This window comes from Streptomyces aurantiacus, assembly GCF_001418335.1.
In the GTDB taxonomy this organism is placed as follows: Bacteria; Actinomycetota; Actinomycetes; order Streptomycetales; family Streptomycetaceae; genus Streptomyces; species Streptomyces aurantiacus.
In genome coordinates this window covers 1-26,092 of sequence record NZ_LIPP01000228.1, presented here as the reverse complement: position 1 = coordinate 26,092, position 26,092 = coordinate 1, and the positions used below count along the sequence as shown (strand labels likewise).

21 protein-coding genes and 2 pseudogenes are annotated in these 26,092 nt (G+C 69.3%); 12 read left to right on the top strand and 11 right to left on the bottom strand.

The window, feature by feature from the left end; translation table 11 throughout:
* Positions 1-176 precede the first annotated feature (176 nt).
* The 8 genes and pseudogenes from AOK01_RS45420 to AOK01_RS27565 form a co-directional block, all read left to right on the top strand.
* Positions 177-338 (top strand): annotated as a pseudogene (locus AOK01_RS45420) (helix-turn-helix domain-containing protein); the annotation flags it as partial.
* Positions 339-340: 2 nt separating this feature from the next.
* A partial coding sequence (locus AOK01_RS27595; protein ID WP_245702439.1) for an IclR family transcriptional regulator occupies positions 341-936 on the top strand: 596 nt, incomplete at its 5' end.
* Positions 933-1,802, top strand: a complete 870-nt coding sequence (locus AOK01_RS27590; RefSeq protein WP_055516375.1) for an SMP-30/gluconolactonase/LRE family protein — start codon at positions 933-935, stop codon at positions 1,800-1,802. The genes AOK01_RS27595 and AOK01_RS27590, both read left to right, overlap by 4 nt.
* 236 nt (positions 1,803-2,038) lie before the next feature.
* Positions 2,039-3,397 (top strand): extracellular solute-binding protein, encoded by a 1,359-nt coding sequence (locus AOK01_RS27585; protein ID WP_055516383.1) that lies wholly within the window; start codon positions 2,039-2,041, stop codon positions 3,395-3,397.
* Entirely contained in the window at positions 3,394-4,332 is a 939-nt protein-coding gene (locus AOK01_RS27580; RefSeq protein ID WP_055516374.1) for a carbohydrate ABC transporter permease, read from the top strand. The genes AOK01_RS27585 and AOK01_RS27580 overlap by 4 nt, the downstream gene beginning before the upstream one ends.
* Positions 4,329-5,225: a carbohydrate ABC transporter permease gene (locus AOK01_RS27575; protein WP_245702438.1), complete on the top strand. Its 897-nt coding sequence runs from the start codon at positions 4,329-4,331 to the stop codon at positions 5,223-5,225. Before AOK01_RS27580 ends, AOK01_RS27575 begins: the two co-directional genes overlap by 4 nt.
* Positions 5,226-5,361: 136 nt before the next feature.
* Positions 5,362-6,879 (top strand): arabinosylfuranosidase ArfA, encoded by a 1,518-nt coding sequence (arfA, locus tag AOK01_RS27570; RefSeq protein WP_055516372.1) that lies wholly within the window; start codon positions 5,362-5,364, stop codon positions 6,877-6,879.
* Between the two features lie 204 nt (positions 6,880-7,083).
* Positions 7,084-8,016 (top strand): sulfite exporter TauE/SafE family protein, encoded by a 933-nt coding sequence (locus AOK01_RS27565; RefSeq protein WP_055516369.1) that lies wholly within the window; start codon positions 7,084-7,086, stop codon positions 8,014-8,016.
* An 84-nt stretch (positions 8,017-8,100) separates the two neighbouring features.
* Here the strand turns inward: AOK01_RS27565 and AOK01_RS27560 are convergent, their stop codons facing one another.
* Entirely contained in the window at positions 8,101-9,621 is a 1,521-nt protein-coding gene (locus tag AOK01_RS27560; RefSeq protein ID WP_063792877.1) for a helix-turn-helix domain-containing protein, read from the bottom strand.
* 69 nt (positions 9,622-9,690) lie between these two features.
* Entirely contained in the window at positions 9,691-10,596 is a 906-nt protein-coding gene (locus tag AOK01_RS27555; RefSeq protein WP_055516367.1) for a LysR family transcriptional regulator, read from the bottom strand.
* Positions 10,597-10,709: 113 nt separating this feature from the next.
* On the opposite strand from AOK01_RS27555, the gene AOK01_RS27550 reads away from it, so the two are divergent.
* Positions 10,710-10,934: a hypothetical protein gene (locus AOK01_RS27550; protein ID WP_055516365.1), complete on the top strand. Its 225-nt coding sequence runs from the start codon at positions 10,710-10,712 to the stop codon at positions 10,932-10,934.
* 122 nt (positions 10,935-11,056) lie between these two features.
* Here AOK01_RS27550 and AOK01_RS27545 read toward each other — a convergent pair whose 3' ends face one another.
* Positions 11,057-11,803 carry an intradiol ring-cleavage dioxygenase gene (locus AOK01_RS27545; protein WP_055516379.1) on the bottom strand — a complete coding sequence of 249 codons (747 nt, stop codon included), beginning with the start codon at positions 11,801-11,803 and terminating at the stop codon, positions 11,057-11,059.
* A gap of 321 nt (positions 11,804-12,124) precedes the next feature.
* Between AOK01_RS27545 and AOK01_RS27540 the strand changes: the two genes are divergently transcribed.
* Together AOK01_RS27540 and AOK01_RS27535 are read left to right on the top strand one after the other, a co-directional pair.
* A complete protein-coding gene (locus tag AOK01_RS27540; RefSeq protein ID WP_055516377.1) occupies positions 12,125-13,096 on the top strand; it encodes an arabinan endo-1,5-alpha-L-arabinosidase in 972 nt (323 codons plus the stop codon).
* Positions 13,078-14,511 carry a family 43 glycosylhydrolase gene (locus AOK01_RS27535; protein ID WP_055516363.1) on the top strand — a complete coding sequence of 478 codons (1,434 nt, stop codon included), beginning with the start codon at positions 13,078-13,080 and terminating at the stop codon, positions 14,509-14,511. The genes AOK01_RS27540 and AOK01_RS27535 overlap by 19 nt, the downstream gene beginning before the upstream one ends.
* 100 nt (positions 14,512-14,611) lie before the next feature.
* On the opposite strand, the gene AOK01_RS27530 is transcribed toward AOK01_RS27535, so the two are convergent.
* From AOK01_RS27530 to AOK01_RS27495, 8 genes and pseudogenes are all read right to left on the bottom strand, one after another.
* Positions 14,612-16,216, bottom strand: coding sequence for a pyridoxal phosphate-dependent aminotransferase (locus AOK01_RS27530; RefSeq protein ID WP_079103800.1), 1,605 nt, complete (start codon positions 16,214-16,216; stop codon positions 14,612-14,614).
* A gap of 128 nt (positions 16,217-16,344) precedes the next feature.
* Positions 16,345-17,400: pseudogene (locus AOK01_RS27525) on the bottom strand (aldose epimerase family protein); the annotation flags it as partial.
* A 99-nt stretch (positions 17,401-17,499) separates the two neighbouring features.
* Positions 17,500-18,744 carry a multiple monosaccharide ABC transporter permease gene (gene mmsB, locus AOK01_RS27520; protein WP_055516359.1) on the bottom strand — a complete coding sequence of 415 codons (1,245 nt, stop codon included), beginning with the start codon at positions 18,742-18,744 and terminating at the stop codon, positions 17,500-17,502.
* A 5-nt stretch (positions 18,745-18,749) separates the two neighbouring features.
* Entirely contained in the window at positions 18,750-20,291 is a 1,542-nt protein-coding gene (mmsA, locus tag AOK01_RS27515) for a multiple monosaccharide ABC transporter ATP-binding protein (protein ID WP_055516357.1), read from the bottom strand.
* 32 nt (positions 20,292-20,323) lie between these two features.
* Positions 20,324-21,439 (bottom strand): multiple monosaccharide ABC transporter substrate-binding protein, encoded by a 1,116-nt coding sequence (gene chvE / locus AOK01_RS27510; protein WP_190852737.1) that lies wholly within the window; start codon positions 21,437-21,439, stop codon positions 20,324-20,326.
* A 132-nt stretch (positions 21,440-21,571) separates the two neighbouring features.
* Positions 21,572-22,540 carry a hypothetical protein gene (locus AOK01_RS27505; protein WP_055516353.1) on the bottom strand — a complete coding sequence of 323 codons (969 nt, stop codon included), beginning with the start codon at positions 22,538-22,540 and terminating at the stop codon, positions 21,572-21,574.
* 254 nt (positions 22,541-22,794) lie between these two features.
* Complete coding sequence (locus AOK01_RS27500; protein ID WP_055516351.1) at positions 22,795-23,832, bottom strand: zinc-dependent alcohol dehydrogenase; 1,038 nt, start codon at positions 23,830-23,832, stop codon at positions 22,795-22,797.
* 142 nt (positions 23,833-23,974) lie between these two features.
* Entirely contained in the window at positions 23,975-25,135 is a 1,161-nt protein-coding gene (locus AOK01_RS27495; protein ID WP_055516349.1) for a mandelate racemase/muconate lactonizing enzyme family protein, read from the bottom strand.
* A 309-nt stretch (positions 25,136-25,444) separates the two neighbouring features.
* Between AOK01_RS27495 and AOK01_RS44155 the strand changes: the two genes are divergently transcribed.
* The coding region (locus AOK01_RS44155) for an SCO2400 family protein (RefSeq protein WP_055516347.1) at positions 25,445-26,092 on the top strand (648 nt) is incomplete at its 3' end.

Genomic DNA, 26,092 nt, shown 5'->3' with positions numbered 1-26,092 from the left:
CGTTTACTGCATGCCCACCGGTGAACGTCCAGCCCGCCCGTGCCCGTCCAGCTCACCCGTAACCGTCCGCCCGCCCGTGCCCGCGCGCCCATTGCCCACCGTAACCGGTGTGAGTAGCCTGTGTTCGCTATGCCGATCGGCTGTTGAAATCTCGAACACAAGGGAGGGGGCCAGTTGTGGGACGCCTAGTACCTGCCGTAACCAGGGCTCTCGACATACTTGAGCTCTTCCTCGACGGGGACGGGACACTCTCCGCCCCCGATATAGTGCGCCGGCTCCAACTGCCGCGCACCACCGTGCACGAACTGGTGACGACGCTCGCGGCCCGTTCGTACATCNNAGCCGGGACGATACCGGCTGGGCGTGCGGCCGTATCAGCTCGGCAGCCGTTACGCCGAGCAGCTGGACCTCGCCGCCGAGGGCCAGCAGGTCGCCCGGTCCGTCGCGGAGACCTGCGACGAGACCGTGCACGTGGCGATCCTGGAGGGCACGGACGTCATCTACATCGCCAAGGTCGACTCCACGCACGCCGTGCGCATGGTGTCCGCCGCGGGCCGCCGGCTCCCCGCCCACTGCACCTCCGTGGGCAAGATGCTGCTCGCCTCGCTGTCCGCGCCCGAGCTGAACTCGCGGATTCCCGACGACGCCGACCTGATCCGGATGACGCCGAACAGCATCACCGACCCGGCCGCCCTGCGCGAGGCCCTGGTCGAGATCCGGGCCCGCGGCATCGCGGTGGAGAGCCGCGAGTCGAACCCCGACGTCAGCTGTGTCGCCGCGCCGGTGCGCGACCGCACGGGCCAGGTCGTGGCCGCGCTCTCCATCTCCGTACCGATGATCCGGTGGAGCGAGGACCGCAAGGTCGAACTGGAAGGGCTCGCCGCCAAGGGCGCGGCCGAGCTGTCGGAGCGCCTCGGCTACCGGAGCGTGGGATGACGAGGACGCGTACGTACGAGGTGGCCGTCAGGGCGGAGGCCGCCCTCGGGGAAGGCCCCACCTGGGACGCCGAGGCCCAGCGGCTGATCTGGATCGACATCCTCGGGTCCCGGGTGTACACGTACGACCCGGTCTCCGGGCGGCGCACGGTGCTGGCCACCGAGCAGCACGTGGGCGCCGCCAAGCCGCGGGCGGGCGGCGGCCTGGTCGTCAACCTCCGCGACGGGGTGGGCCTCTACGGTCCCGGTCCGGAGGACTTCCGCTGGCTGCACCGTGATCCGGTGCCGGGGCGCCGCGCCAACGACGCGGCGGTCGCACCCGACGGAGCCCTGTGGACGGGCACCATGCGCTACGACGAGGCACCCGGCGGCGGCACGCTCTCCCGGGTCGCCCCGGACGGCACGGTCACCGCCGTCCTCGACGACGTGACGGTGAGCAACGGCACGGGCTGGAGCCCCGACGGCCGTCTCATGTACTACATCGACACGCCGACACGCCGGATCGACGTCTTCGACTTCGACACCGACTCCGACGGTCAACAGGCAACCAACAGACGCCCGTTGGCGGTCATCGACGAGGGCGACGGCTTCCCCGACGGGCTCACCGTCGACGCGGACGGCTGCGTCTGGGTCGCCCTGTGGGACGGCGGCGCGGTCCGCCGCTACACCCCCTCCGGCACCCTGGACCGGGTCGTGGAACTACCCGTACCGCGCGCGACGGCCTGCACGTTCGGCGGCGCCGACCTGACCGACCTGTACATCACGACAGCCCGTACGGGCCTGGAGGCGCCGCACCCGCTGGCGGGCTCGGTGCTCGTGGTCCCCGGCGCGGGCAAGGGCCTGCCTCAGCCCCCCTTCGCGGGCTGACGACGCGCACAACCTCCATAACCCGTAACCCCGTAACCCCGTAACCCTGTAACCCTGTAACCCCGTAAAGAAACATCCGCGGTCCCCGTCCGATCTCCCGGACGGGGACCGCTGTTTTTGCGCAAACCATTGACGTGAAAGCGCTTCCTATCTACGGTCCGTTCGAAGTTACGAGCATCAATCGAAATCTCGAACAGTGCACTCGGATGATGGCACCCGAACAGATGGGGCAGGGCATGGGACGACCTGGCCTGGATCGCAGGCATTTCCTGGCAGGACTCGGCGGGTTGACGGTCGCGGGAAGCCTCGGATTCGCCGCGCTCGGCACCGGAGCGGACGCGCTCGCGTCCGGCGCCGACACCCGCGTCCGCTACTGGAACCTCTTCAGCGGCGGCGACGGGTACAACATGATCGCGATGCTGGACGCCTTCCGCGCGGCGAACCCGGACATCGACGTCAAGGACTCCACCCTCCAGTGGGGCAGCCCCTTCTACACCAAGCTGGCCATGGCCGCGGCGGGCAACCGCGCGCCGGATCTCGGCGTCATGCACCTGGGCCGGGTCACCGGCTTCTCGCCGGGCCGGCTCCTCGACCCCTGGGACGTCGACCTGCTCGCCAAGTACGGCGTGCGGCAAGCGGACTTCAACCCCGAGCTGTGGAAGCGCGCCGTCGTCGACGGCACCCTCTACGCCCTCCCGCTCGACATCCACGTCCAGCTCTGCTTCTACCGCAAGGACGTGCTGAAGAAGGCGGGGCTGCTCGGCGACGACGGAAAGATGGTGGCGGTCACCTCCGTCGACGAGTGGTTCGACGTGCTGAAGGAGGCGAAGAAGGCCACCAAGAAGGGGTTGCAGACCATCGGCATGTGGTCCAGCGACCAGAACTTCCAGTGGTGGTTCTTCGTCGCCTTCTACACCCAGCTCGGCGGCACCTGGTTCGACGACGCCGACACCGAGGTCACCTTCGACACCGACAAGGCCACGCAGGTACTGGAGTTCCTGCGCCGGCACGTCACCGACGGGTACTCCGACCCGGGCTTCGCGGGCGGCGCGGGCGCCGAACAGTTCGTCAACGGCGGCCCGTTCGTCTGGGAGGGCAACTGGTCGGTGCCCGTCTTCGACGGCGCGAAGATCGAGTACGGCGCGACCCCGCTGCCGCCCGTCTTCGGCAAGCAGGCCACCCACGCCGAGTCGCACTCCTTCGTGCTGCCGCACCAGGCCGACCGCGGCGGCGCCGCCAACGAGGGCGCGCACCAACTCGCCGCCTACATCGTCCAGCACGCCCAGCAGTGGGCGGCCGGCGGTCACATACCCGCGTACACGCCGACCCTCACCACGGCCGCCTACCAGAAGATGAACCCGCAGAGCGAGTACGTCTCCGCGATGGACCACCAGGCCACCGAGCCGAAGGTGTGGTTCGCCGGATCCACCGGCATCCTGGCCCAGCGCGTCGGCCCGATCGTCGTCTCCGCGACGCTGGGCTCCGCCGAGCCGGACGCCGCCGCCCGCAGCATGAAGAGCACACTCACCGAGCTGCTCGCCATGAAGAACCCCATGGACGGCAAGACCGCCGCGCAGGGAGGTGCGGTCGCATGACGACCAGCGCACAGACCGTCATCGCCCCGTCGCGCGCGAGGACCGCCGCGGCCGGCGCCACCGTCCGCCGCAAGCAGGGCTTCCAGCACGGCGGCTGGTTCGTCGCCCCGTTCCTCGCGCTGTTCGCGCTGTTCGTGATCTGGCCGCTGCTGCGCGGCTTCTACCTCAGTTTCACGGACGCCAACATCTCCGGCGACGCCACCAGCTTCGTCGGCCTCGACAACTACCGCGAGGCCCTGGACGACCCGCTGGTGTGGGAATCGCTCGGCAACAGCGCGTACTTCACGCTTCTGGTCGTGCCCTGCATCACCGTCCTCGCCTTCCTCCTCGCGATGCTCGCCCACCACATCGAGCGCGGCAAATGGCTGTGGCGGCTGTGCTTCTTCGCCCCGTTCCTGCTGCCGTCCACCGTCGCCGCCAACCTGTGGCAGTGGCTGTTCAACCCCGGCACCGGAATGATCAACTTTGTGTTCGGCGGCGAGACGCCCTGGCTGACCGACAAGTCGTACGCCATGCTCGCCGTCGTCGTCTGCACCCTGTGGTGGACGGTCGGCTTCAGCTTCCTCCTCTACCTCGCCGCCCTCCAGGGCATCCCCGCGCACCTCTACGAGGCCGCCAAACTGGACGGTGCGAACGCCTGGCACCGCATGGTCCACATCACCCTGCCGATGCTGCGCAACATCACCGGACTCGTCCTCGCCCTCCAGATCCTCGCCTCGCTCCAGGTCTTCGACCAGGCGGTGGTGATGATGGACTTCCTGCCGGGACCGGAGGGCTCCACCCGCACCTTCGTGCAGTACACGCTGGAAGAGGGCTTCACCAGCTACCGCGTCGGCTACGCCTCCGCGATCTCCATCATCTTCTTCGTGATCATCGCGGCCGTCGCCCTCGCGCGGATGTGGCTGCTGCGCAACCGTGAGGAGGGCGGCCGATGAGCACCGCCGCACAGACGCATGTCAAGGCCGGTAAGGCTCCCCGCACGCTGACCGACAAGGCGCCCCGCAAGCCCTGGACGCCCAGCCAGATCGTGCTCACCCTCCTCGCGACCGCCGTCTCCGCGGTGTTCCTCGCGCCGCTCGTGTGGGCCCTGTTCACCTCCCTGAAGTCCGAGACCGAGGCTGTCGAGGTGCCGACGCACTGGCTGCCGAAGGACTGGACGACCCAGGCGTGGCAGGCCATCTTCGAGACCGGCAACATCACCAACTGGTTCGTGAACTCGTTCGTGGTCTCGGTGTGCGTGACGGCCGTGGTGCTGAGCGTCAGCGCGCTCGCGGGATACGGCTTCGCCCGCACCGAGTTCCGCGGCAAGAACCTCCTGCTGGGCCTGGTCATGACCGGCCTGATGGTGTCGCCGGCCGTCCTCGGTGTCCCGCTCTTCACCACGGTCCAGCAGATGGGGATGGTGGACACCTACTGGGGCATGATCCTGCCGCAGTGCGCGCCCGCCGCGATGGTCTACATCCTCTACAAGTTCTTCCAGGGCATCCCGCGCGAACTGGAGGAGGCCGCCTTCATCGACGGCGCGGGCCGCTGGCGGGTCTTCTTCACCATCGTGCTCCCGCTGTCCCGCCCCTCCCTCGCGGCGGTCGGTATCTTCACGTTCATCGCGTCCTGGAACAACTTCCTGTGGCCGTACATGGTGACCAACAACCCCGACCTGATGACCATGCCGAACGGCATCGCGACCGTCATGAACTCGTACGGCATCCAGTGGGCCCAGCTCATGGCCGGCGGCCTGATGGCGGGCCTGCCGCTGATCGTCGTCTTCGTCTTCTTCCAACGCCAGATCGTGGCAGGCGTCGCACACACGGGTCTGGCGGGCCAGTAACTCCCACGTTTTTTCGGGGGCGCGGGGCCGTGTCGATATGCGGCTCCGCCGCGTGAGCGCGACCAGCCACAACGAACCCGCACCCGCCAACGACACGCAAGCCACCCCTCCCTCTCGAAAGGCGAACAGGCCACCCATGCACGAAACCGCCCGCTTCACCCTCGATCCCGCCTTCACCGTCGGCGAAGTAAACCCCCGCCTGTTCGGCTCGTTCGTGGAACACCTCGGCCGCTGCGTCTACACCGGCATATACGAGCCCGGCCACCCCACCGCCGACGACGCGGGCCTGCGCCAGGACGTCCTGGACCTGGTCAGGGAACTCGGCGTCACGACAATCCGCTACCCCGGTGGCAACTTCGTCTCCGGCTACAAGTGGGAGGACTCCGTCGGCCCGGCCGAGGACCGCCCCCGCCGCCTCGACCTGGCCTGGCACTCCACGGAGACGAACCGTTTCGGTCTCTCCGAGTACATCGCGTTCCTCAAGAAGCTCGGCCCGCAGGCCGAGCCGATGATGGCCGTCAACCTCGGCACCCGCGGCGTCGCCGAGGCCCTGGAACTCCAGGAGTACGCCAACCACCGCTCCGGCACCGCCCTGTCCGACCTCCGGGCGGCTCACGGAGACAAGGACCCCTACGGCATCCGGCTGTGGTGCCTGGGCAACGAGATGGACGGCCCTTGGCAGACCGGCCACAAGACCGCGGAGGAGTACGGCAGGATCGCCGCCGAGACGGCCCGCGCCATGCGCCAGCAGGACCCCGGCGTCGAACTGGTCGCCTGCGGCTCCTCGGGCCAGTCCATGGAGACGTTCGCCGAGTGGGAGGCGACGGTATTGCAGGAGACGTACGACGTCGTCGACCACATCTCGCTGCACGCCTACTACGAGCCCGTCGACGGCGACGTCGACTCCTTCCTCGCCTCCGCCGTCGACATGGAGTCCTTCATCGAGAACGTGGTCGCCACCTGCGACCACGTAGGCGCGCGGCTGAAGTCGAAGAAGAGGATCAACCTCTCCTTCGACGAGTGGAACGTCTGGTACCTCTCGCGCTGGCAGGAGCAGGCGACGACGTTCGAGCAGGACGACTGGCCCGAGGCACCGCGTCTGCTGGAGGACAGCTACGACGTCACGGACGCCGTCGTCTTCGGCTCGCTGCTCATCGCGCTGCTGCGGCACGCGGACCGGGTGACCGTCGCGTGCCTCGCCCAGCTCGTCAACGTCATCGCGCCGATCATGACCGAGCCGGGCGGCCCGGCCTGGCGCCAGACGACCTACTTCCCGTTCGCCCAGGCCTCGCGGTACGGGCGCGGCCAGGTCCTCGACGTACGGGTGGACTCACCGACGTACGAGACGAGGAAGTACGGCGAGACGGACCTGCTGCACGCCACCGCCGTGCGTGCCGAGGACGGTTCGGTCACCGTCTTCGCCGTCAACCGCGGCCGGACCGAGGCGCTGCCGCTGGAGGTGGCACTGGGCTCGCTCGGTCTGACGACCGTCGTGGAGCACACGGCCCTGGCCGACGCCGCCCCGGACGCCCGCAACACGCTCGCCGAGCCGGAGCGGGTCGTACCGCACGACGTCACGGGAACCACGCTCCAGGACGGCAGGCTGACGGCGACCCTGGAGCCGCTGTCCTGGAACGTGATCAGGCTGGCCTGACGCGTCGTACCGGGGCATGCGCCTGCCCGCACCGGACACCGAGGGCGACGGGTAGGCCGCCCCGGAGACAGGGAACGGGCCGTGGGCGTCTGTGCGGTGTCCTCATCGCGTGCTCAGGCAATCCTCAGTTCGGGCATCTAGCGTCCCGTCCGTCCCTTCCGGCTCACGGAGGGGCGCCGCGACACGACGGGACGGAACGACACGATGCGCACGCTGGTACTGCTGGCCCTGGCGGGCCTCGGCGCCCAGCTGGTGGACGGCAGCCTCGGCATGGCCTACGGCGTGACCTCGACCACCCTGCTGCTCTCCATGGGCACCAACCCCGCCGCGGCCTCGGCCACGGTCCACCTCGCGGAGATCGGTACGACACTGATGTCCGGCGCCTCGCACTGGCGCTTCGGCAACGTGGACTGGAAGGTCGTCGTCAGGATCGGCGTACCCGGTGCCGTCGGCTCCTTCCTCGGCGCGACCGTCCTGTCCGGGCTTTCCACCGGGACCGCCGAGCCCGTGATGTCCCTGATCCTCCTCGGGCTCGGGCTGTACGTCATGTCCCGGTTCACGTTCCGCGGCCTGCCCAAGGGCAATCTCGGCAAGCCGCTGCGCAAACGGTTCCTGTCGCCGCTCGGCCTGGTCGCCGGCTTCCTCGACGCGACCGGCGGAGGCGGCTGGGGCCCGGTCGGTACACCGGCGCTGCTGGCCGGCGGCCGGCTGGAGCCGCGCAAGGTGATCGGGTCCATCGATACCAGCGAGTTCCTCGTCGCCGTCGCCGCCAGCCTCGGGTTCCTCTTCTCCCTGGACTCCCAGGGCCTCAACTGGCGCTGGGTCGCCGCGTTCCTCGTCGGCGGTCTGGTCGCGGCGCCCCTCGCGGCCTGGCTGGTGCGGCTGCTGCCCCCGCGCGTCCTGGGCTCCGCGGTCGGCGGCGTCATCGTCGTCACCAACGTCCGTACGCTGCTGAGGAGCGACTGGGTGGCGGCGTCGGACACGGTCGGCGTGAGCGTGTACGTGCTCGTGTACGCCCTGTGGGCCGGGGCGCTGACGTACTCGATCCGCGCCCATCGCAAGGAGCGGGAGGAAGAGAAGGAGAGGGAGAGAGAGGGGGAGGGGGCGCCTCAGCCTGTGGGGGCGTCTCCGACGTGACGGTGTGACTGGAGTGTGGCGGGAGCCGGAACGCGTCGCGGCGAATGACCTCCCCCGTGGGCCATTCGCCGCGCACTGTGCACGTTAGGAGGCGACGTCCGTCGACGACCACTGTGCACGCTGGCCAGATTCGGTCGTCGGGTGTGCACGCTGCGCAGCCGTCACGCGCAGGGCGTGCACCACGTCGTGAATGCCCGAACCGGTGGTGAGCAGGTCACGGTTGAGGAGGCGTTCGGCGGCGCGCAGATGGGCGCGGACCGTGTTGCGGCTCAGACCCACCTGTGCGGCCGTGCGCTGCGCGTCGGTGTTGGCGTCGATCCAGGCCTCCACCGTGAGGTGCAGATCGCGGTGCGCGGCGTCGCGCAGCGGGCGCAGGAAGGGCTCCGCCCATGCCGTGGCCGCGTAGGCGGCAAGGAGCTCGCCGAGCGGCGGCGCGACCGGCTGGACGGTGTCGGAGGGATCGGCCGGCAGGGCCGTGAGCGACAGCGCCAGATCGAGCGTGGCGCGGGTGCGGACCTCGCCGAGGTCGATGCCCAGCGCCTCCTCCGCCCGGCGGCAGTGAGCCGCGACGGTGGTACGGCTGAGGTGCAGCAGACGGGCCACGCCGGACCGGGAGAACGTCACAGCCAGCCGGATGACGTCCACGGTGGGCTTGGGGACCGCCTGCAGCGGCTCCAGATAGCCGCGCGCCCAGGCGAGGGCCGCCCGGCGCGGCAGTACGTGCACCAGCGAGGGCCGTCCCCGGTAGGCGGCAAGCCGGCCGGGGGAGTTGCGGGCGACAGCGAGGGCGTGCACGGCCTCGACGTACGCCTCGGCCGTGGCGGCGAGCGGGTGCGGTCTGCTGACGCCAAGGGCGTACCCGGGGTTCTCCCTGACGAGCCGGCGCAGCACCTCGCCCTGCCGGAAACGGCCGCCGAGTTCCGGGTCGTCGCCGACGGGGCAGATCAACTGCTCCCTGAACACCGGGCAGTTCACCATCAGACCCGGGCCGTGGTAGCCCGACGGGTCCAGATAGGTCCTGGTCAGCCGGTCGCGGTCGGCGGGCGTGCAGTGCAGCAGGTGGACCCGTACCCGTTCCGCGTTCAGGATCGGCGGGACGTCACCCGTGGTCATCCGCCGTGCCATCGTGACGTCCCCGGCCAGCAGGGCGGTCAGGACCGCGAACCGCAGCTGCGCCGCCTTCGCCTCGTACCCCCGTGTGCCGTCGTCGGCCTCCGACGCCTGGCTCAGCAGGTCGACGATGCCGCCGGCCTGCGAGGCCAGCGCGGCCGCCTCCCGCGACAGCGCCGACGCGCTGACGGTCACCAGGACCGGCCGCGGCTCGCGCCCCCCGAACGCTTCGAGGCGCACCTCCAGCTCTCCGACCCGGGTCGTGGCCGCGGCGAGCCGTCCGCCGGCCAGGCGTTCCACCTGCGGCGTCAGCGCGGACGCCAGGCGCCGGGGAAACCCGGCCGTGGCCGTCTCGACCGCGCCCCCGCGTCCGATCCACGCGACGTCCGCCCCGGTGCGCCGGCCGAGCAGCTCCAGCACCTCCGCCGGGCTCCCCTGTCGCCGTACGAGCCGCAGCAGCTCGTCGAGACCCTCGCCGTGCCCCAGCACCTCCACAGCCACTCACCTTCCCGGCACCGCGTCCACCGTCCCACAGCGGCACCCTAATCGGCCCTCCTGTGGTGTTCACGCCACGGCTGTGGGCGCCAGTTCCCGCAGAACGTCCAGCGCCGCCGCGACCGCCGGGCGTTCGTGGCCCCCGGCCCGGGTGCACGTGAGGAGTTTGCGGTGCGGGTCGCCCGTGCAGCGGACGCGGGTGATCGGCAGGTGGGGGGTGAGGTGGGCGAGCCGCGGGATGAGCGCGACACCGAGGCCGTGCGTGACGAGGTGGGCCATCACGTTCCAGTCCATCGCCAGGTGGACGATGTCGGGGGTGAATCCGGCGGCGCCGCACGCGGACAGCACCTGCATGCGGCAGGGGCTGTCCTCGACCGGCGCGATCCAGTCCTCGCGCGCTGCCTCGGCGAGGTCCACCCGCTCGCGCCCCGCCAGCCGGTGTGTGTCCGGTACGACCAGGTCGAACGGGTCGTCGAGGAGCGGCTGTTGGTCGAATCGGGCATCGCCGATCGGGGGGTTGCGCGAGGTCGCCTCGACGACCGCGAGGTCGGCCCCGCCCTCGAAGAGCAGGTCGAAGTGCTCGGGTACGACCGCCTCCTGGATGCGGACGGAGAGGCGGGGGTGGCGTTCGCGCAGCCGGGCCGCCATCGGGGCGAGCAGCACCGAGACGGCCATCGGGAAGCCGGTGACCCGGAGCAGTCCGGCCGGATCGTCGTGGTCGGCGCGCAGGTCCAGCTCCGCCTGGTCCCAGCGGATCTGGATCGCGTCGGCATGCGTGATCAGGCTCCGGGCGGCCGGGGTCAGCCGTACGCCGCGCCCCTGCGGCTCCAGCAGGTCGACGCCCAGCTCACGGGCGAGCTGACGCACCTGCTGGGAGGCCGCGGAGGTCGTCAGATGCAGGGCGCGGGCGGCGGCGGTCACCGTGCCGTAGTGCTCGACGGCCCGCAGGACATGAAGCCGGCGCAGATCAATCATGGGACCCGATTATAAAGGCCCGGCTTCAAGGTGTGGTCCAGAAAGACAACCTGGACGTACACAGAGGTTCCGTTACACCCTGGCTGTGTCGCGCCCCGTAGGAGGAGTTGAAGATGACCAGCACAGCCCAGGAGGCCAGTACGCCACAGGGCGGGCCCGGCGGTGACGCGTGCCCGTACTGCGGATGGCCGGACCGCGCCGAGCCCTTCCAGGTGGTGTCCCGGCACGACACCGCGGGCGGGTACACGGTGTGGACCCGCTGCGGGTGCGGATCGCTGCAGGTGCGGGTGGTGGACGCGGGCGGTATGCGCGTCCTCAGCCGCAGCGGGCGGGGATGAGGGGGGTCGCGTTCTTCCCCGCGCCCCCGAAGACGAAAGACAGGGGCGCAGCCCCGTCTTTCAGGGGCGCGGGGAACTGCGCGACCAGCCCCCACTCGGCTGCGGCCGAAGAACGGCGGGCCTCAGCTCGTCTCGACACCGAGCGTCAGAACGCCCGCATAGCCCGCCGTCGTCGAACCGCCCAGCGGGGTGAGGGTCAGCAGTCCGGAAGCCGCGCCCCCGTCGTCGTAGATGCCGTCCTGCGCGAGGGTCGTCCGCGGCACCGTGTTGGCCGCGTACACGGGTACCAGCGCCACCTGTGTGGTGACGGCTTCGTCGAAGAACAGCTGGCCGGTGTGCAGTTCCTGGCCGCCCTCGAAGGAGCCGTCGGGGGTCAGCGTGACGTCGGTGTGCACCTTGATGTGGATGTGCACGCAACGGCCCCGGTACCAGCCGGGGTAGACGGTGGTGATGCTCGCGACGCCGTCGGAGCCCGTCAGGATCCCGCCGCGCAGGAACGTGCCGTTGTCGGGCTCGTCGTGCCCGTTCCCGCCGACGAACCCGGAGTACTCGCCGAGCGCGTCGCAGTGCCAGATCTCCACCAGCGCGTTGCCGAGCGGAGCGCAGGTGTCGTCGTCGACGACGGTGAGGGTGAGCTTCAGCGGAATGCCGGTCTTGTCCTCGCTGATGTCGGCGCGGACCAGTTGTCCGTCCAGGTAGTAGGGGCCTTCGGTCATCTCCTTCGTGAGGGTGCAGACGGCTGCGGCGGCGGCCGGCGCCTGGTCGGCGACGGTGGGGGTCTGCTGGGCCGTGGCTCCCACGGTCAACGCCGCCGCGGTGGCGCCCGTGGCGATGAGCAGGGTTCGACGTCCGATCGGTGAGTCTGTCATGAACACGGCACCGTAGAAACGGAATCTGTCGGATCGCTGTGAGTCGGGCAAAGTGACGGCACGTCAAGTCTGTTGTGAGACAGCCGGGGTGCCGAAAACTTTCGACGGTTACCGGGGCGCGAGGTGCTGTGTGAGCCGTTGACGCGCGAGGGGTTCGAATCTACGGTCCCGTTCGAAGTCATGACCAGCGTTCGTGATATCGAACGAATCGGTTCGCTCAACTCCCCCCACTCACCCCCACTCTCAACCCGTAGGAGGACCCGCGTGAGCCGCACCTCCAGTACCTCCAGCAGCACCCGCACCCGCACCCGCAGCACCCGTATCCGTAGGACCCGTGCCCGCAGGACCGCGCTCCTCGCCCTCCCCGCCGCCGTCCTGCTCGCTCTCGTCCCCGGCACCGCGTCCGCGTACCCCAACCCGGGCACCGTCACCGGCTCGACCGTCGTCCACGACCCGACGATGATCCGCACCTCGTCGGGCCAGTACCTGCTGTACGCCACCGGCGGCGGCCTCGGCAACAAGACGTCGAGCGACCGGATCGCCTTCAGCGCGGGCGCCGACGCCTTCGGCACCAAGCCCAGCTGGTGGTCGGGGTACGCGACCGAGGCATGGGCGCCCGACATCTCGTACCAGGGCGGCAAGTACCTGATGTACTACGCCGTCTCGACCTTCGGCTCGAACAAGTCGGCCATCGGGCTTGCCGGTTCGACGACCGGACTGCCGGGCTCCTGGAGCGACTACGGCACGGTCTACACGTCCACCACCTCCAGCGACTACAACGCCATCGACCCGAACCTCTTCGTGGACGGCGACGGCAAGTGGTGGCTGTCCTTCGGCAGTTGGTGGACCGGGCTCAAGATGATCCAGATCAACCCGTCGACCGGCAAACAGCTCTCGACGAACACCACGCGCTATTCCATCGCGTCCCGCCCGACCGGCACCAAGGCCGTCGAGGCGCCGTACATCGTCAAGCGCAACGGCTACTACTACCTGTTCGCCTCGTACGACACCTGCTGCGCCGGCACCAGCTCCACGTACAAGGTCAAGGTCGGCCGGGCCACCGGTGTCACCGGGCCGTACTACGACAAGAACGGCGTCGCCCTGACGAACAACGGCGGCACACCCGTGCTGGAGTCGCACGGCCGGTACATCGGCCCCGGCGGCCAGTCGATCATGGCGGACTCGGACGGCGACCTGATCGTCTACCACTACTACGACGGCCAGGACAACGGCACTCCCAAGCTCGGCATCAACCTCCTGAACTGGAGCAGCGGATGGCCCGTCGCCTACTGACCCTGCTGGCCGCGCTGCTGCTCGCGCTGTCCCTGGGGCAGCCGTCGGCGAGCGCGGCCACCTTCAGCAACCCGGTCAAGTCGGTGAAGGGCGCCGACCCCTGGATCTCGTACCACGACGGCAACTACTACCTGGTGACGACGAGCTGGACCGACGTCATCACCATGCGCAGGTCGCCGACCCTGGCCGGGCTGTCGACCGCGCCCAGCGTGCAGGTGTGGCAGGGCGACGCGGCCTCGCGCTGCTGCAACATCTGGGCGCCCGAGCTCTTCTACTCCGGCGGCAGGTGGTACCTGTACTTCGTGGCCGGGCAGAACGTCTCCGACTACAACCCGACCCAGCGCACCCACGTCCTGGAGAGCTCCGGCTCCGACCCGATGGGCCCGTACACGTACAAGAGCCGGCTGAACAGCGCCTGGATGCTGGATCCGAGCGTGCTGAACATGAACGGGCAGCTGTATCTGCTGGGCAGCGCGAGCGGCGGTACGCAGAATCTCGTGATCGCGCCGATGTCCAATCCGTACACGGTCAGCGGTTCCTTCTCGACGATCTCGACACCCACGTACGACTGGGAGAAGTCGGGCGGGACGGTGAACGAGGGGCCCGAAGTGCTCCAGCGGGGCGGGGTGACGCGGATCATCTACTCGGCGAGCGGCTGCTGGACGCCCGACTACAAGCTGGGGCAGCTGACTCTGACCGGCTCGAACCCGCTCTCCGCGTCCTCCTGGACGAAGAAGTCCACGCCCGTCTTCCAGCGCAACGACGCGGCAGGCGTGTACGGGCCCGGGCACAACGGGTTCTTCAACTCGCCCGACGGGACCGAGAGCTGGATCGTCTACCACGCCAACGACAGCGCGGGCGACGGCTGCGACAACGGGCGGACGACCCGGGCCCAGAAGTTCACCTGGAACTCGGACGGGTCGCCGAACCTCGGTACGCCCGTCGCGCTCGGCGCGAGTGCGGCCGGGCCGTCGGGGGAGCCTGCCGGCACGTCGGCCACGTACACGCTCACCAACCGCAACAGCGGTAAGTGCCTGGAGGTGGCGGGCGGTTCGGCGGCGGACGGGGCCAATGTCCAGCAGTACGCCTGCAACGGCGGCACCAACCAGCGGTGGCGGGTCGAGGACCGCGGCGACGACACGAGCCGGCTGGTGAACGTGGCGTCCGGGAAGGTGCTGGACACGGCCGACTGCTCGTCCGCCGACGGGGCCGATCTGCGGCAGTGGGCGTGGCTGGACAACACGTGCCAGCGGTTCCGGTTCCTTGCCACGAGTGGGGGATACGTCCGGGTGGTGAACCAGGCGACCGGGAAGGTGGCGGATGTCGCCGACTGCTCGACGGCTGACGGGGCGGATGTCCGGCAGTGGACGTGGTTGAGCAACCCTTGCCAGGAGTGGCGCGTCAGCACGGTGTGACACCGCGGCCCGGTGGGGGCTGGTCGCGCGGTTCCCCGCGCCCCTGAAAACCCAGGGGCGCGGGGAACCGCGCGATCTTCTGGCGGTGCAACCGGGTCGGTCAGCCGACCCGGTTGACGGTGCCGGCCGCAGGCCACCCCACCCCGTCGGACGCGCCCGCCGTGTTCGGCCAGCCGGTGGGCTGCGGTGGCGGCACCGGTTGCGGCTGCGGCATCGCCTGGGGCTGCTGCGGATAGCCCTGCTGCGGCGCGAACTGCGGTGGGAACTGCTGCGGCTGGCCCTGCGCGTTCACCGCGGTCAGTCCGCCCGGCATGCCGTTCGTGCCGCGGGTCTGCGCGGCCGTCAGCGGCTGGGGCTGTCCCACCATGCCGTTCGCCGCGGCCACCATCGGCTGCGGTTGCTGGACCATTCCGTTCGCGCCGGCCGTCAGTGGCTGGGGGAGAGGCAGGGCCTGGGGCTGACCGACCATGCCGTTCGCCGACGCGGCCAGGCCCGGGAAGCCCTGGCCGTTGGTCGAACCGACCAGCCGGTCGACCGCCGCCGTACCCGAGCTGTAGTTGGTCCCGGTGTTCAGTTCGGGCACGGCGGCTCCCCTCCTGGCCCCGAAGAGCACCGATTCCATGCCGGACACCAGGCGACGTACGTCCGCCGGGGGGCGCACCACGAGCCGCAGGAAGCGGCTGGACGAGCCGATCTTGTTGCCGCACTCGCGGACCAGGATGCGGTGCTCGGTGAGCAGCCGGTCCCGGACCACGGTGCCTTCGGCGCCCACCGGAAGGCGTACGAAGAGGAAGTTGCCCTGCGAGGGGTAGATCGTGAGACCGGGCAGTGCGGAGAGCTGGTGTGCCATGTCGAGCCGGTCGCGGCGCACCAGTTGCAGGCTCTCCGCGTACTCGGGCCCGTGGTTCTTGAGCATGAACACCACGGTCTCCGCGAAGGCGTTGAGGTTCCACTTGGGCAGCATCGAGCGGATTCTGCCCGCGAGCCCCGGGTTGGCCACCATGTAGCCGAACCGGACGCCGTGCAGTCCGAAGTTCTTGCCGAGGCTGCGCAGCACGATGACGTTGGGCCGCATCACGGCCTCCTCGACGACGCTCGGCTCGTTCTCCGCGTCGGCGAACTCCAGGAACGACTCGTCGATGACGATCAGGTCCAGATCGGCGAGCGCGTCGCAGAAGGCCAGGATCGTCTGGCGGGGCAGGAAGCCGCCGTCGGGGTTGTTCGGGTTGCAGATGACGGCCGCGCGGGTGCCGCGGGAGCGGATGAACTGGATGTACTGCGCCGGGTCGAGGGCGAAGCCGTTGCTCTCCTGGAGCGGGAACATGTCGACGCGCTTGCCGGTCTCCAGCGGCTGGTCGGTCCAGCGGCCGAAGGTGGGGACGGGGATGGCGAGGGACTCCCGGACCAGCAGATGATCGATCCAGGTGATCAGTTCGGTGGAACCGTTGCCCATCGCCACGCACTGCGGCGGAAGTTGGAGCAGGTTGCACAGTTCTGCGGTGATCGTGTCCGCGCTGCTCGGGTAGTACGTGATGATGTCGCGGAGCCGGTGGGTCAGCTCGTCGAACATCGCGGGCGTGGGGAAGTACGGATTGCACGGGATGCAGAAGTCCAGCGGACCCGCCTCCCCGCTTTCGCGTGCCAGCGCGGCCATCGAGGGGCTGTGCGCGCCGGTGCGGAACAGCGAGGTGACATTGTCGGCCATGGACCCTCCGTCCTTGAGGGGCGGCCCGAGCGGGGATACGCGGGCCGCCTCTAAGTACGGGCGGCTGTGTGTCTCTGTTCAACGGCTGTGCATCGATGTGGAAGTTGTGAACCAGCTGTGAAGGCTTGTTACAAGTTGAACGAATGAATCGTCGTCGACCGGTAGGTGTCGCCGGGCCTGAGCACGGTCGACGGGAACTCCGGGCGGTTCGGCGAGTCGGGGAAGTGCTGGGTCTCCAGGCACAGCGCGTCGCCCTGCCGGTAGGCCCGGCCGCCGGGGCCGACGAGGGTGCCGTCCAGGAAGTTGCCGGTGTAGAGCTGCACACCCGGTTCGGTCGTCGCGATCTTCAGGGTGCGGCCGGAGACCGGCTCCCGGACGGTCGCGATGTGCTCGGGGCTGTCGGTGAGTCCCTTGTCCAGGACCATGTTGTGGTCGATGCCCTGGGCGTGCAGGAGCTGTGGGTCCGCCCGCCGCAGGTCCGCCCCGACGGCCTTGGGCTGGCGGAAGTCGAAGGGGGTGCCCGCGACGTCGGCGAGTTCGCCGGTCGGGACGAGGCCCGCGTCGATCGGCGTGTAGCGGGACGCGTCGATCACCAGCTCGTGGTCGTGGACGGAGCCGGCGCCCTCACCTGCCAGGTTCCAGTACACGTGGCTGGTGAGGTTGACGACCGTGGTCCGGTCGGTGGTCGCCTCGTAGTCGACGCGCCAGTCGCCCTGCGCGGTGAGGGTGTAGGTGACCTGCGTCGTCAGCGTGCCGGGGTAGCCCATCTCGCCGTCGGGGCTGGTGCGGCGCAGGACCAGGCCCACGTCGGCGCCGGACGTGAACTCCGCCACGTCCCAGACGTGCCGGTCGAAGCCCTCGGGCCCGCCGTGCAGGTTGTGGCCGCCGTCGTTGACGGGCAGCCGGTGGTCCTCGCCGTCGAGGCTGAAGCGGCCCTTGGCGATGCGGTTGCCGTACCGGCCGATGAGAGCACCGAAGTACGGGCTGGACGTCTCGTACGCCTCGACGGTGTCGAACCCGAGCGAGACGCCGGCGTACCGGCCGCGGCGGTCGGGGAGTTCCAGGGACTGGACGATGCCGCCGTAACTGAGGACCTTCAGCCGTGTGCCGCCGTTCTCCAGCGACCAGCGGTGGACCTTCGTTCCGTCGGCGAGTTCGCCGAAGAGTTCTTTCACCGGTTCCTGACTTCCCGAGACGTGGGTGGTTCATGCCGCGCACAGAGCCGCGTACAACAAAAAATGAGGCCCCGTGGACAGTACGTCCACGGGGCCCCACCTGGCACGTTACGAACCGACCTTGCGCTTGTTCCACACGTCGAAGCCGACCGCCGCGAGGAGCACCAGGCCCTTGATGACCTGCTGCCAGTCGCTGCCGACGCCGACGAGGTTCATGCCGTTGTTGAGCACACCCAGGACGACACCACCGATGATCGCACCGAGGACCGTGCCCACGCCGCCGCTCATCGACGCGCCGCCGATGAACGAGGCCGCGATCGCCTCCAGTTCGAAGTTCACACCCGCCTTGGGCGAGGCCGCGTTGAAGCGCGCCGCGAAGACCAGACCGGCCAGTGCCGCGAGCATGCCCATGTTGAGGAAGACCAGGAAGGTGACCTTCTTGTCCCGCACACCGGACAGCTTCGCCGCGGGCAGGTTGCCGCCGATCGCGTAGATGTGGCGGCCGATGACGGCGTTGCGCATCACGTAGCCGAAGCCCACGACGAGGACGCCGAGGATGAGCAGCACCACCGGGGCGCCCTTGTAGCTGGCGAGCATCATCGTGACCGTGAGCACCGCGGCGACCAGGGCCACGATCTTCAGCAGGAACAGGTTGGTGGGCGGTACTTCGAGCGCGAACTCCTGCTGCCGCCTGCGGTCACGGACCTCCTGGATCACCACGAAGGCGATCACGGCGAAGCCGAGGAGCAGCGTCAGGTTGTGGTAGTTCGTGTCCGGGCCGACCTCGGGCAGGAAGCCGTTGGAGACCTTCTGCAGGCCCTCGGGGAACGGGCCGAGCGTCTGGCCCTCAAGGAAGATCTCCGTCAGACCGCGGAAGGTCAGCATGCCGGAGAGGGTGACGATGAACGACGGTATGCCGAGGTACGCGATGAAGAACCCCTGCGCGGCCCCCGCCGCGGCGCCGATGAGCAGGCACAGCACCACGGCGATCGGCCAGGAGACGTCGTGGTTGACCATCAGTACGGCTCCGACGGCGCCCACGAAGGCGGTGAGGGATCCGACCGACAGGTCGATGTGGCCCGCGATGATGACGAGCATCATGCCGATCGCGAGAATCAGGATGTAGCTGTTCTGCAGCACCAGGTTGGAGACGTTGCGCGGCAGCAGCAGGTCGCCGTCCGTCCACACCGCGAACAGCGCCACGATCAGGCCCAGCGCGATCAGCATGCCGTACTGCCGCATGTTGCGGCGCATGCCGTCCATCACCAGCTGCAGGAGGCTGTCGCCGCCGGTCGAGCCGCCCTTGCCGGCGGGTGCCGGGGCCGGGGACTTGGCGGTCACATTCGTGCTCATCGGTCTTACCTCTTGTCCTTCGTCATCTGGCGCATCAGCACTTCCTGCGTGGCCTCGGCCCGCTGGACCTCGCCGGTCAGCTGCCCGGCGGACATCGTGTAGATGCGGTCGCACATTCCGAGCAGCTCCGGCAGCTCGGAGGAGATGAAGACGACCGCCTTGCCCTCGGCGGCCAGTCTGTCGATGACCGTGTAGATCTCGAACTTGGCGCCCACGTCGATGCCGCGCGTCGGCTCGTCCAGGATCAGCACGTCAGGGCCCGCGAAGATCCACTTGCTGAGGACGACCTTCTGCTGGTTGCCGCCCGACAGCTTGCCCACCGGTTCGAAGACGGTCGGCGCCTTGATGTTCATCGACTTGCGGAAGCCCTCGGCGACCTGCCGCTCCTGGTGCTCGTCGACCACACCACGCTTGGCGACCTTGCCCAGCGCGCTGAGCGAGATGTTCCGGTTGATCGTGTCGATGAGGTTGAGGCCGTAGTGCTTGCGGTCCTCGGTCACGTACGCGATGCCGTGCTTGACCGCGTCGGACACGGTCTTCGTACGGATCTCCGTGCCGTCCTTGAGGACGGTGCCGCCCGCGTACCGGCCGTAGGTGCGTCCGAAGACGCTCATCGCGAGCTCGGTGCGCCCGGCGCCCATGAGTCCGGCGATGCCGACGATCTCCCCGCGGCGCACCTGGATCGACACGTCGTCGACCACCTTGCGCTGCTGGTCGATCGGGTGGTGCACGGTCCAGTTGCGGATCTCCAGGGCGGGCGCCGCGCCCACCTCGGCCTGGTGCGGGGTGCGCTCCGGGAAGCGGTGGTCGAGGTCGCGCCCGACCATGCCGCTGATGATCCGGTCCTCGGTGGTCTCCGCGGCCTTCACGTCGAGGGTCTCGATGGACCGCCCGTCGCGCAGGATGGTCACCGAGTCGGCGACCGTCTCGATCTCGTTGAGCTTGTGCGAGATGATGATCGAGGTGATGCCCTGGTCCTTGAGACCCAGGATGAGCTGCAGGAGCTTGCCGCTGTCCGCGTCGTTCAGAGCCGCCGTCGGCTCGTCGAGGATCAGCAGCTTCACCTTCTTCGACAGCGCCTTCGCGATCTCGACGAGCTGCTGCTTGCCCACGCCGATGTCGGCGACGCGGGTGTCGGGGTGCTCGTCGAGCCCGACCCGCCGCAGCAGTTCGGTCGCGTGCCTCAGCGTCTCGGTCCAGCTGATGAACCCGCGCGTGGCGTGCTCGTTGCCGAGGAAGATGTTCTCCGCGATGGAGAGGTAGGGCACCAGGGCAAGCTCCTGGTGGATGATCACAATGCCGTGCTGCTCGCTCGCCCTGATGTCCTTGAACGTACAGGGCTCACCCTCGAAGAGGATGTCGCCCTCGTAGGTTCCGTGCGGATGGACACCGGAGAGGACCTTCATGAGGGTCGACTTGCCGGCGCCGTTCTCACCGCAGATGGCGTGGACCTCGCCCGGCCGGACGCTCAGAGAGACGTCCGAGAGCGCCTTGACGCCGGGAAAGGTCTTGACGATCGAGCGCATTTCCAGGACGGGTCCCGCCATGGTCGTGCCTTCCAATCCCTAGGGGGTGGCGGTTACTTGACTGCGTCGGCCTTGACGTAGCCGGAGTCGACGACGACCTTCTGGTAGTTGGTCTTGTCGACGCTCACCGGGGTCAGCAGGAAGGCGGGCACGACCTTCGCGCCGTTGTTGTACGACTTGGTGTCGTTGATCTCGGGCTTCTTGTCGTTGAGCACCGAGTCGACCATGTTCGCGGCGACCTTCGCGAGCTCGCGGGTGTCCTTGAACACGGTCGCCGTCTGCTCGCCCGCCTTGATCGACTTCAGCGAGGCGACCTCGGCGTCCTGGCCGGTGACGACCGGCAGCGGCTTGCTCTTGGAGCCGTAGTCGTCCGACTTGAGCGCCGACAGGATGCCGATGGAGATGCCGTCGTAGGGCGAGAGCACCGCGTCGACCTTGGCGCTCTTGTACGTCGAGGTCAGCAGGTCGTCCATGCGCTTCTGGGCGGTGCCGCCGTCCCAGCGCAGCGTCGTGACCTGGTTCATCTTCGTCTGGCCCGACTTGATGACGATCTGCTTCTTGTCGATGTACGGCTGCAGGGCGCTCATCGCACCCTTGAAGAAGTACTGGGTGTTGTTGTCGTCGTTCGAGCCGGCGAACAGCTCGACGTTGAACGGGCCCTTCTTGGAGCCGTCCTTCAGACCGAGCTTCTCGACGATGTAGCCGCCCTGCAGCTCGCCGACCCTCTCGTTGTCGAACGACGCGTAGTAGTCGACGTTCGGCGAGTTGAGGATCAGACGGTCGTAGGAGATGACCGGGATGTCGGCTTCCTTGGCCTGCTGGAGCACGTTGTCGAGCGACTTGTTGTCGATCGCCGCGATGATCAGCGCGGACACACCCTGCGTGATCATGTTCTCGATCTGCGACACCTGGGTGTCCGGATCGTCCTCGCCGTAGGCCAGCTTGGTCTTGTAGCCGGCCGCCTTCAGGTTCTTCTCCACGTTGGCGCCGTCGGCGATCCAGCGCTCGGACGACTTGGTCGGCATCGCGATACCGACGGTGGAGCCCTTCTTCGACTCGCCCTTGTCGCTCTCACTGCCGCCGTCACTGTCCTGCCCACAGGCGGACAGGGTGAGGGCGAGGGAGGCTGCCGCGGCTATGGCGGAGAGGGCTGCCTTGCGATTGCGCATGATCATCATCCTTGATGCTCTGACGGGCTCGGTCTGGAGTTGTGGGGCGATGGAGCGGGGAACGACCGAGAGGAGGTGTGTCGGATTGTGTTCGGCCACGTCGGCTTTTGTGAAGGGGGTGTACTCGGAACGTTATGAGGGAATGTCAAAACGTTGGAGTGTTCCCGGCAGCCGGGAGCCGATCGGCGCCATGTCGCCGTCCGCCCCGTGCCGCGCCAGCAGGTCCAGGGCGAGCCGGCCGCGCCGGACCCTCTCCCGTGCCGTGGACAGCGTCACGTCCCTCATGTGGTGGCCGTAGGGATAGATCCCGGGTGCCTTGGACAGGCCGAACTTGAGGTACAGCGGGGCGCCGCGCCTGATCAGCTCGGCGACCTCGTACATGCGCACGTAGCCGCCGAGATCGTCGGGGGCCTCGATGTACATGTCCATGGGGGCTGCGCTGACCCTGCGGATCTCCGTCAGGTGGTCCAGCGTGAGATCGCTGGGCACGTTGATGGAGTCCCCGCCGAGCTGCTCGTACACGGCGTACGCGGCCGGGTTGACCGGACCGACGAGTGCCGAGACCTTGAGCGTGGTGTCGGCGGGAATGATCCCGGCGACACGGGCCCTGTGCAGAGACCACAGCACGCCCTCGTCAGCCACGAGGAGGCACTTTACGCCCAACTCCGTTGCGCGTACGGCGTCTTCGAGACAGCCGGCCACCGCATCGTGACCGCGGGCCCGCAGACCGCCGCCCCGCGAGTCGGTGCGCGTCGAACCGCCGATGTCCCACGTACCACGCGGTCCTGTGAAGAGGCACAGCTCGATGTCGCGCTCGGCGGTGGCGTCGACCATCTCGGTGATCTCGGCGTCGGTCAGCATCCAGACGCCACTGCCCTGGCTGATCCGGTGGATCGGCACATCGAGCCGTGCGGACTCCTTGAGGACCACGGCCAGCGCCTCGGGCCCCTCGCACGAGGGGACCTCGGTGCGCCAGCGGCCGCCTCCCGGGAAGGCGTGCGGTGAGGCGTCGGCGGGGGACAGGGCGGGCGCGCCCAGGCCGAGCGCGGCGAGGGCCTGCTCACCGGGTCGACGGGCCGCCTTGGGAGAAGCGTCGGTCACAAGCTTTCCTTAGCTCTGGCAAAGAGTGCGTTCGAGGTATGCGTTCGATGTACGTGCCGGACGGCTGCGCTGGACGGATGCACGAGATCTATGCACGAGACGTATGCACTGGACGTGAGTGTTCGGTATGTCGGACGTGGTTCGGTCGATGGATGTACGCCGGTACGGGGCGTCAGGTCTCCGCACCGGCGTACGGCTCGGGGGCCGGACGGCGCCGCGGGCCCAGAGGGCTGCCGGTGTCCACCGGCAGCCCGTCAGGGCCGCAGCAGCACCTTGCCGACCTTGGGATCGCCCGACCCCACCAGTTCGATGGCGTGGGCGAACTCGTCCAACGGCAGTTCGTGCGTGACGAGCGGGAGCGGATCGAGAAGACCCGCGCCGAAGACCCGTACCGTGTGCGCCCAGGCCTCCGGCGGCGCCCCGAACACGGTGTGCACCTCCAGCTGCCGTACGACGAGCTCGGTGGGGTCGAGACCCTCGGCGCCCGCGGCCGGGATGCCCGTGAGCACGAGCCGCCCGCCACGCCTCAGCAGGGCGGCGGCGGTGGTCGCGGCGGTCGCGGAACCGGCCGTCTCGATCACCACGTCGAAGTCGGCGGGCAGTTCCTGGTCCCGGGTACGGAAGTCGGTGGCGCCGAAGGTCCGCGACAGCTTCTCGCGGTCCGGGCGGGTGCCCACCACGAGCAGTTCCGAGGGCGAACCCGCCTTCAGGAACTGCACGGCGAACATGCCGAGCGTTCCGGTGCCGACGACCGCCACCCGCTCGCCGGGGCGCGCGTTCGCCTTGAGCGCCGCCGCCGCGACGCAGGCCGCGGGCTCCAGGAGCGCCGCGGCCGTCAGATCGGCGTCGTCGGCGAGTACGTGCAGCAGCCGTGCGGGGAGCGTGAGCGTGCCGGCCATGGCGCCGGGCCGGGTGAAGCCCGTCTCCTCGTAGCCGGCCGTGCACAGCGTCGTCTCGCCCTCGTGGCAGCGGTCGCAGACCTGGCAGTTGCGGAAACCCTCGCCGACCACCTTGCGGCCCACCAGACCGTGCGGGACCCCGGCACCGACCGCCTCGACCGTGCCGGACCACTCGTGGCCCGGGGTCAGCGGGTAACGGACGTACCCCTCGGGGCGGTTGCCCTGGTACACCTCGCGGTCACTGCCGCAGATGCCGCTCGCGTGGACCCGTACGAGGGCCTCGCCCGCGGCGGGCGCGGTGGGCTCGTGGGGGGCCAGCCGGTGCTCGCCCGGCCCCTCGATGACGACGGCCTGGGACGCGGCGACGACGGCGGCCTGGGATACGGCGCTCATGACTGCTCCGTGGCGGTGGGGCGGGTCGGGGTCCCGAAGGGGCGGTGCCCCCCTCGATCCGCCGCGGCGCGCGACCACAGCGGCCCGCGGCGGGGGTGCACAGCCTGCCACAGGCCGTCGCGCAACCCGGTGGCGGGCGCAGTCACTTGGCCCCGCCCTTCGGCTTGCGCTGCTCCCAGCCGTCCGCCCACAGATCGAAGCGCGCCTGCTGCTGCGGGAACTCCGCCGCCGCGTCCGTGTCCAGTTCGACGCCGAGCCCCGGCTCGTGCGACAGCTCGAAGTAGCCGTCGACGACCTGCGGGGCGCCCTTCACGACCTTCTTGATGTCCGCGTCCGCGAAGTCGTTGAAGTGCTCAAGGATCTTGAAGTTCGGTGAGGTGAAGCCGACTTGGAGGCTCGCCGCGGTCAGCACGGGCCCGCCCACGTTGTGCGGCGCGACCAGCATGTAGTGCGTCTCGGCGGTCGCCGCCAGCTTCCGGGCCTCCCAGATGCCGCCGATGTGGCCGACGTCCGGCTGGATGATGTCCACGGCCTGGCTCTCGAAGAGCTCGCGGAACTCGATGCGGTCGTGAATGCGCTCGCCGGTCGCGACCGGGATGTCGACCTTCGCCGCCACCTTCTCCAGCGCCTTCAGGTTCTCCGGCGGGACCGGCTCCTCCAGCCAGGCCGGCTTGAAGGGCGCGAGGTCCCGGGCGAGCCGGATGGCCGTGGCCGGCGAGAAACGGCCGTGCATCTCCAGCATCAGCTCGGTGTCCGGGCCGATCGCGTCCCGGACCGCCTCGATCAGCGAGACCGCGTACAGCGACTGCTCGTGGTCGAGTTCCAGGTGGCCCGTACCGAAGGGGTCGATCTTCAGCGCCTTGTACCCGCGCTCGACGACCGCCTGCGCGGCCTTGTGGTACGCCTCCGGGGTGCGCTCCGTGGTGTACCAGCCGTTCGCGTACGCCTTCACGCGGTCGGTGACCTTGCCGCCGAGCAGCTGCCACACCGGTACGCCGAGGGCCTTGCCCTTGATGTCCCAGCACGCCATCTCGATCACGGCGATACCGGACATCACGATCTCGCCGGCCCGCCCGAAGTCGCCGTACTTCATGCGCCGCACGAGGTCCTCGGCGGCGAAGGGGTCGGAGCCGAGGATGTGATTGGCCTGCGCCTCCCGCAGATAGCCGATCAGCGCGTCGGTGTGGCCCAGCATGCGGGTCTCACCGACTCCGGTGATGCCCTCGTCGGTGTGCACCTGCACATAGGTCAGGTTGCGCCACGGCGTCCCGACCACGTGAGTGCTGATTCCGGTGATACGCACGGAAATTGCCCCTTGTGCTCTACGGCTTCTGCTTTACGGCTTGTGCTTACGGCTCTGGCTCTGGTCTCTGGCTCTACGATGTTGTTCGATATCTCGTCATGCGTTCGAAATGCTGGCCAGACAGTAAGGACGGGGTGGCGGAAGTGTCAATGGGTCGAACGAACTACGCTTTCGGGCGTGATGGCGAGGGAAGGCCGCGAATGTTCCGTCCTGTCCTCAACTGGCCGTACCGGAACCAGTAGTTCAGCACAGAACTTTCACAGCTGCGCCTGTGAACGTGACCGGGGCGGAGTTTAGTCTTCCGGCGTCATGGACTACTGCCACCCGTGCCAACGGCACCTCAATGGCGCCCTCGCTTGCCCGGGGTGCGGTACATCGGCCGAAGCGTGCCGGGAGCACGCGGCCTCCCTGGAAGACCGTGCGGACGCCGACGAACGCGACGACCCGGAGAACGGGGACGACGAGCCGGACGGCGGCGCGGGACGCCGTTCCCGACGCCGGGGGAGCCGCGGGGTCCGGGCGAACCGCCGCGACCGGCGGGCCGCGGTGCACCGGCGGCGGCGCAAGCGGATGCTCCTCGCGGGGGCGGGACTGCTGCTGGCGGCCGGCGGGCTCAGCCTGGCCGAGCTGGGCATCGAGGCGCCGTCGTCCGAGCCGAAGGCGTCCGCCGGGGACGGGGCGTCGGCCGGGTCCTCGGCCGCCACGGACGGCTCGGCGTCGTCCGGCGGGAGCGGCTCGTCCGCCGGTGCGGGCTCCCGGTCCCCGGACGCGTCGGCCTCCCCCTCGGCCTCGGAGACGAAGAAGTCCAAGAAGGACAAGGACGGCGACAAGGACGGCGACGAAGACGGGGACGAGGGCGTCGAGAAGGAATCGGCCGACTCGTCCGGGTCCGCCGGCTCCGGGTCCTCGACCCCCGCCCCCGGCCGGACCACCCCGGGCGGCTCCACCTCGTCGGAC

Coding starts and splice junctions, on each gene's coding strand:
- chvE (WP_190852737.1), bottom strand. CDS start 21,439: ATGCGCAATCGCAAGGCAGCCCTCTCCGCCATAGCCGCGGCAGCCTCC.
- AOK01_RS27530 (WP_079103800.1), bottom strand. CDS start 16,216: ATGGCCGACAATGTCACCTCGCTGTTCCGCACCGGCGCGCACAGCCCC.
- AOK01_RS27575 (WP_245702438.1), top strand. CDS start 4,329: ATGAGCACCGCCGCACAGACGCATGTCAAGGCCGGTAAGGCTCCCCGC.
- AOK01_RS27555 (WP_055516367.1), bottom strand. CDS start 10,596: ATGATTGATCTGCGCCGGCTTCATGTCCTGCGGGCCGTCGAGCACTAC.
- mmsB (WP_055516359.1), bottom strand. CDS start 18,744: ATGAGCACGAATGTGACCGCCAAGTCCCCGGCCCCGGCACCCGCCGGC.
- AOK01_RS27580 (WP_055516374.1), top strand. CDS start 3,394: ATGACGACCAGCGCACAGACCGTCATCGCCCCGTCGCGCGCGAGGACC.
- AOK01_RS27545 (WP_055516379.1), bottom strand. CDS start 11,803: ATGACAGACTCACCGATCGGACGTCGAACCCTGCTCATCGCCACGGGC.
- arfA (WP_055516372.1), top strand. CDS start 5,362: ATGCACGAAACCGCCCGCTTCACCCTCGATCCCGCCTTCACCGTCGGC.
- AOK01_RS27550 (WP_055516365.1), top strand. CDS start 10,710: ATGACCAGCACAGCCCAGGAGGCCAGTACGCCACAGGGCGGGCCCGGC.
- AOK01_RS27585 (WP_055516383.1), top strand. CDS start 2,039: ATGGGACGACCTGGCCTGGATCGCAGGCATTTCCTGGCAGGACTCGGC.
- AOK01_RS27590 (WP_055516375.1), top strand. CDS start 933: ATGACGAGGACGCGTACGTACGAGGTGGCCGTCAGGGCGGAGGCCGCC.
- AOK01_RS27500 (WP_055516351.1), bottom strand. CDS start 23,832: ATGAGCGCCGTATCCCAGGCCGCCGTCGTCGCCGCGTCCCAGGCCGTC.
- mmsA (WP_055516357.1), bottom strand. CDS start 20,291: ATGGCGGGACCCGTCCTGGAAATGCGCTCGATCGTCAAGACCTTTCCC.
- AOK01_RS27565 (WP_055516369.1), top strand. CDS start 7,084: ATGCGCACGCTGGTACTGCTGGCCCTGGCGGGCCTCGGCGCCCAGCTG.
- AOK01_RS27535 (WP_055516363.1), top strand. CDS start 13,078: ATGGCCCGTCGCCTACTGACCCTGCTGGCCGCGCTGCTGCTCGCGCTG.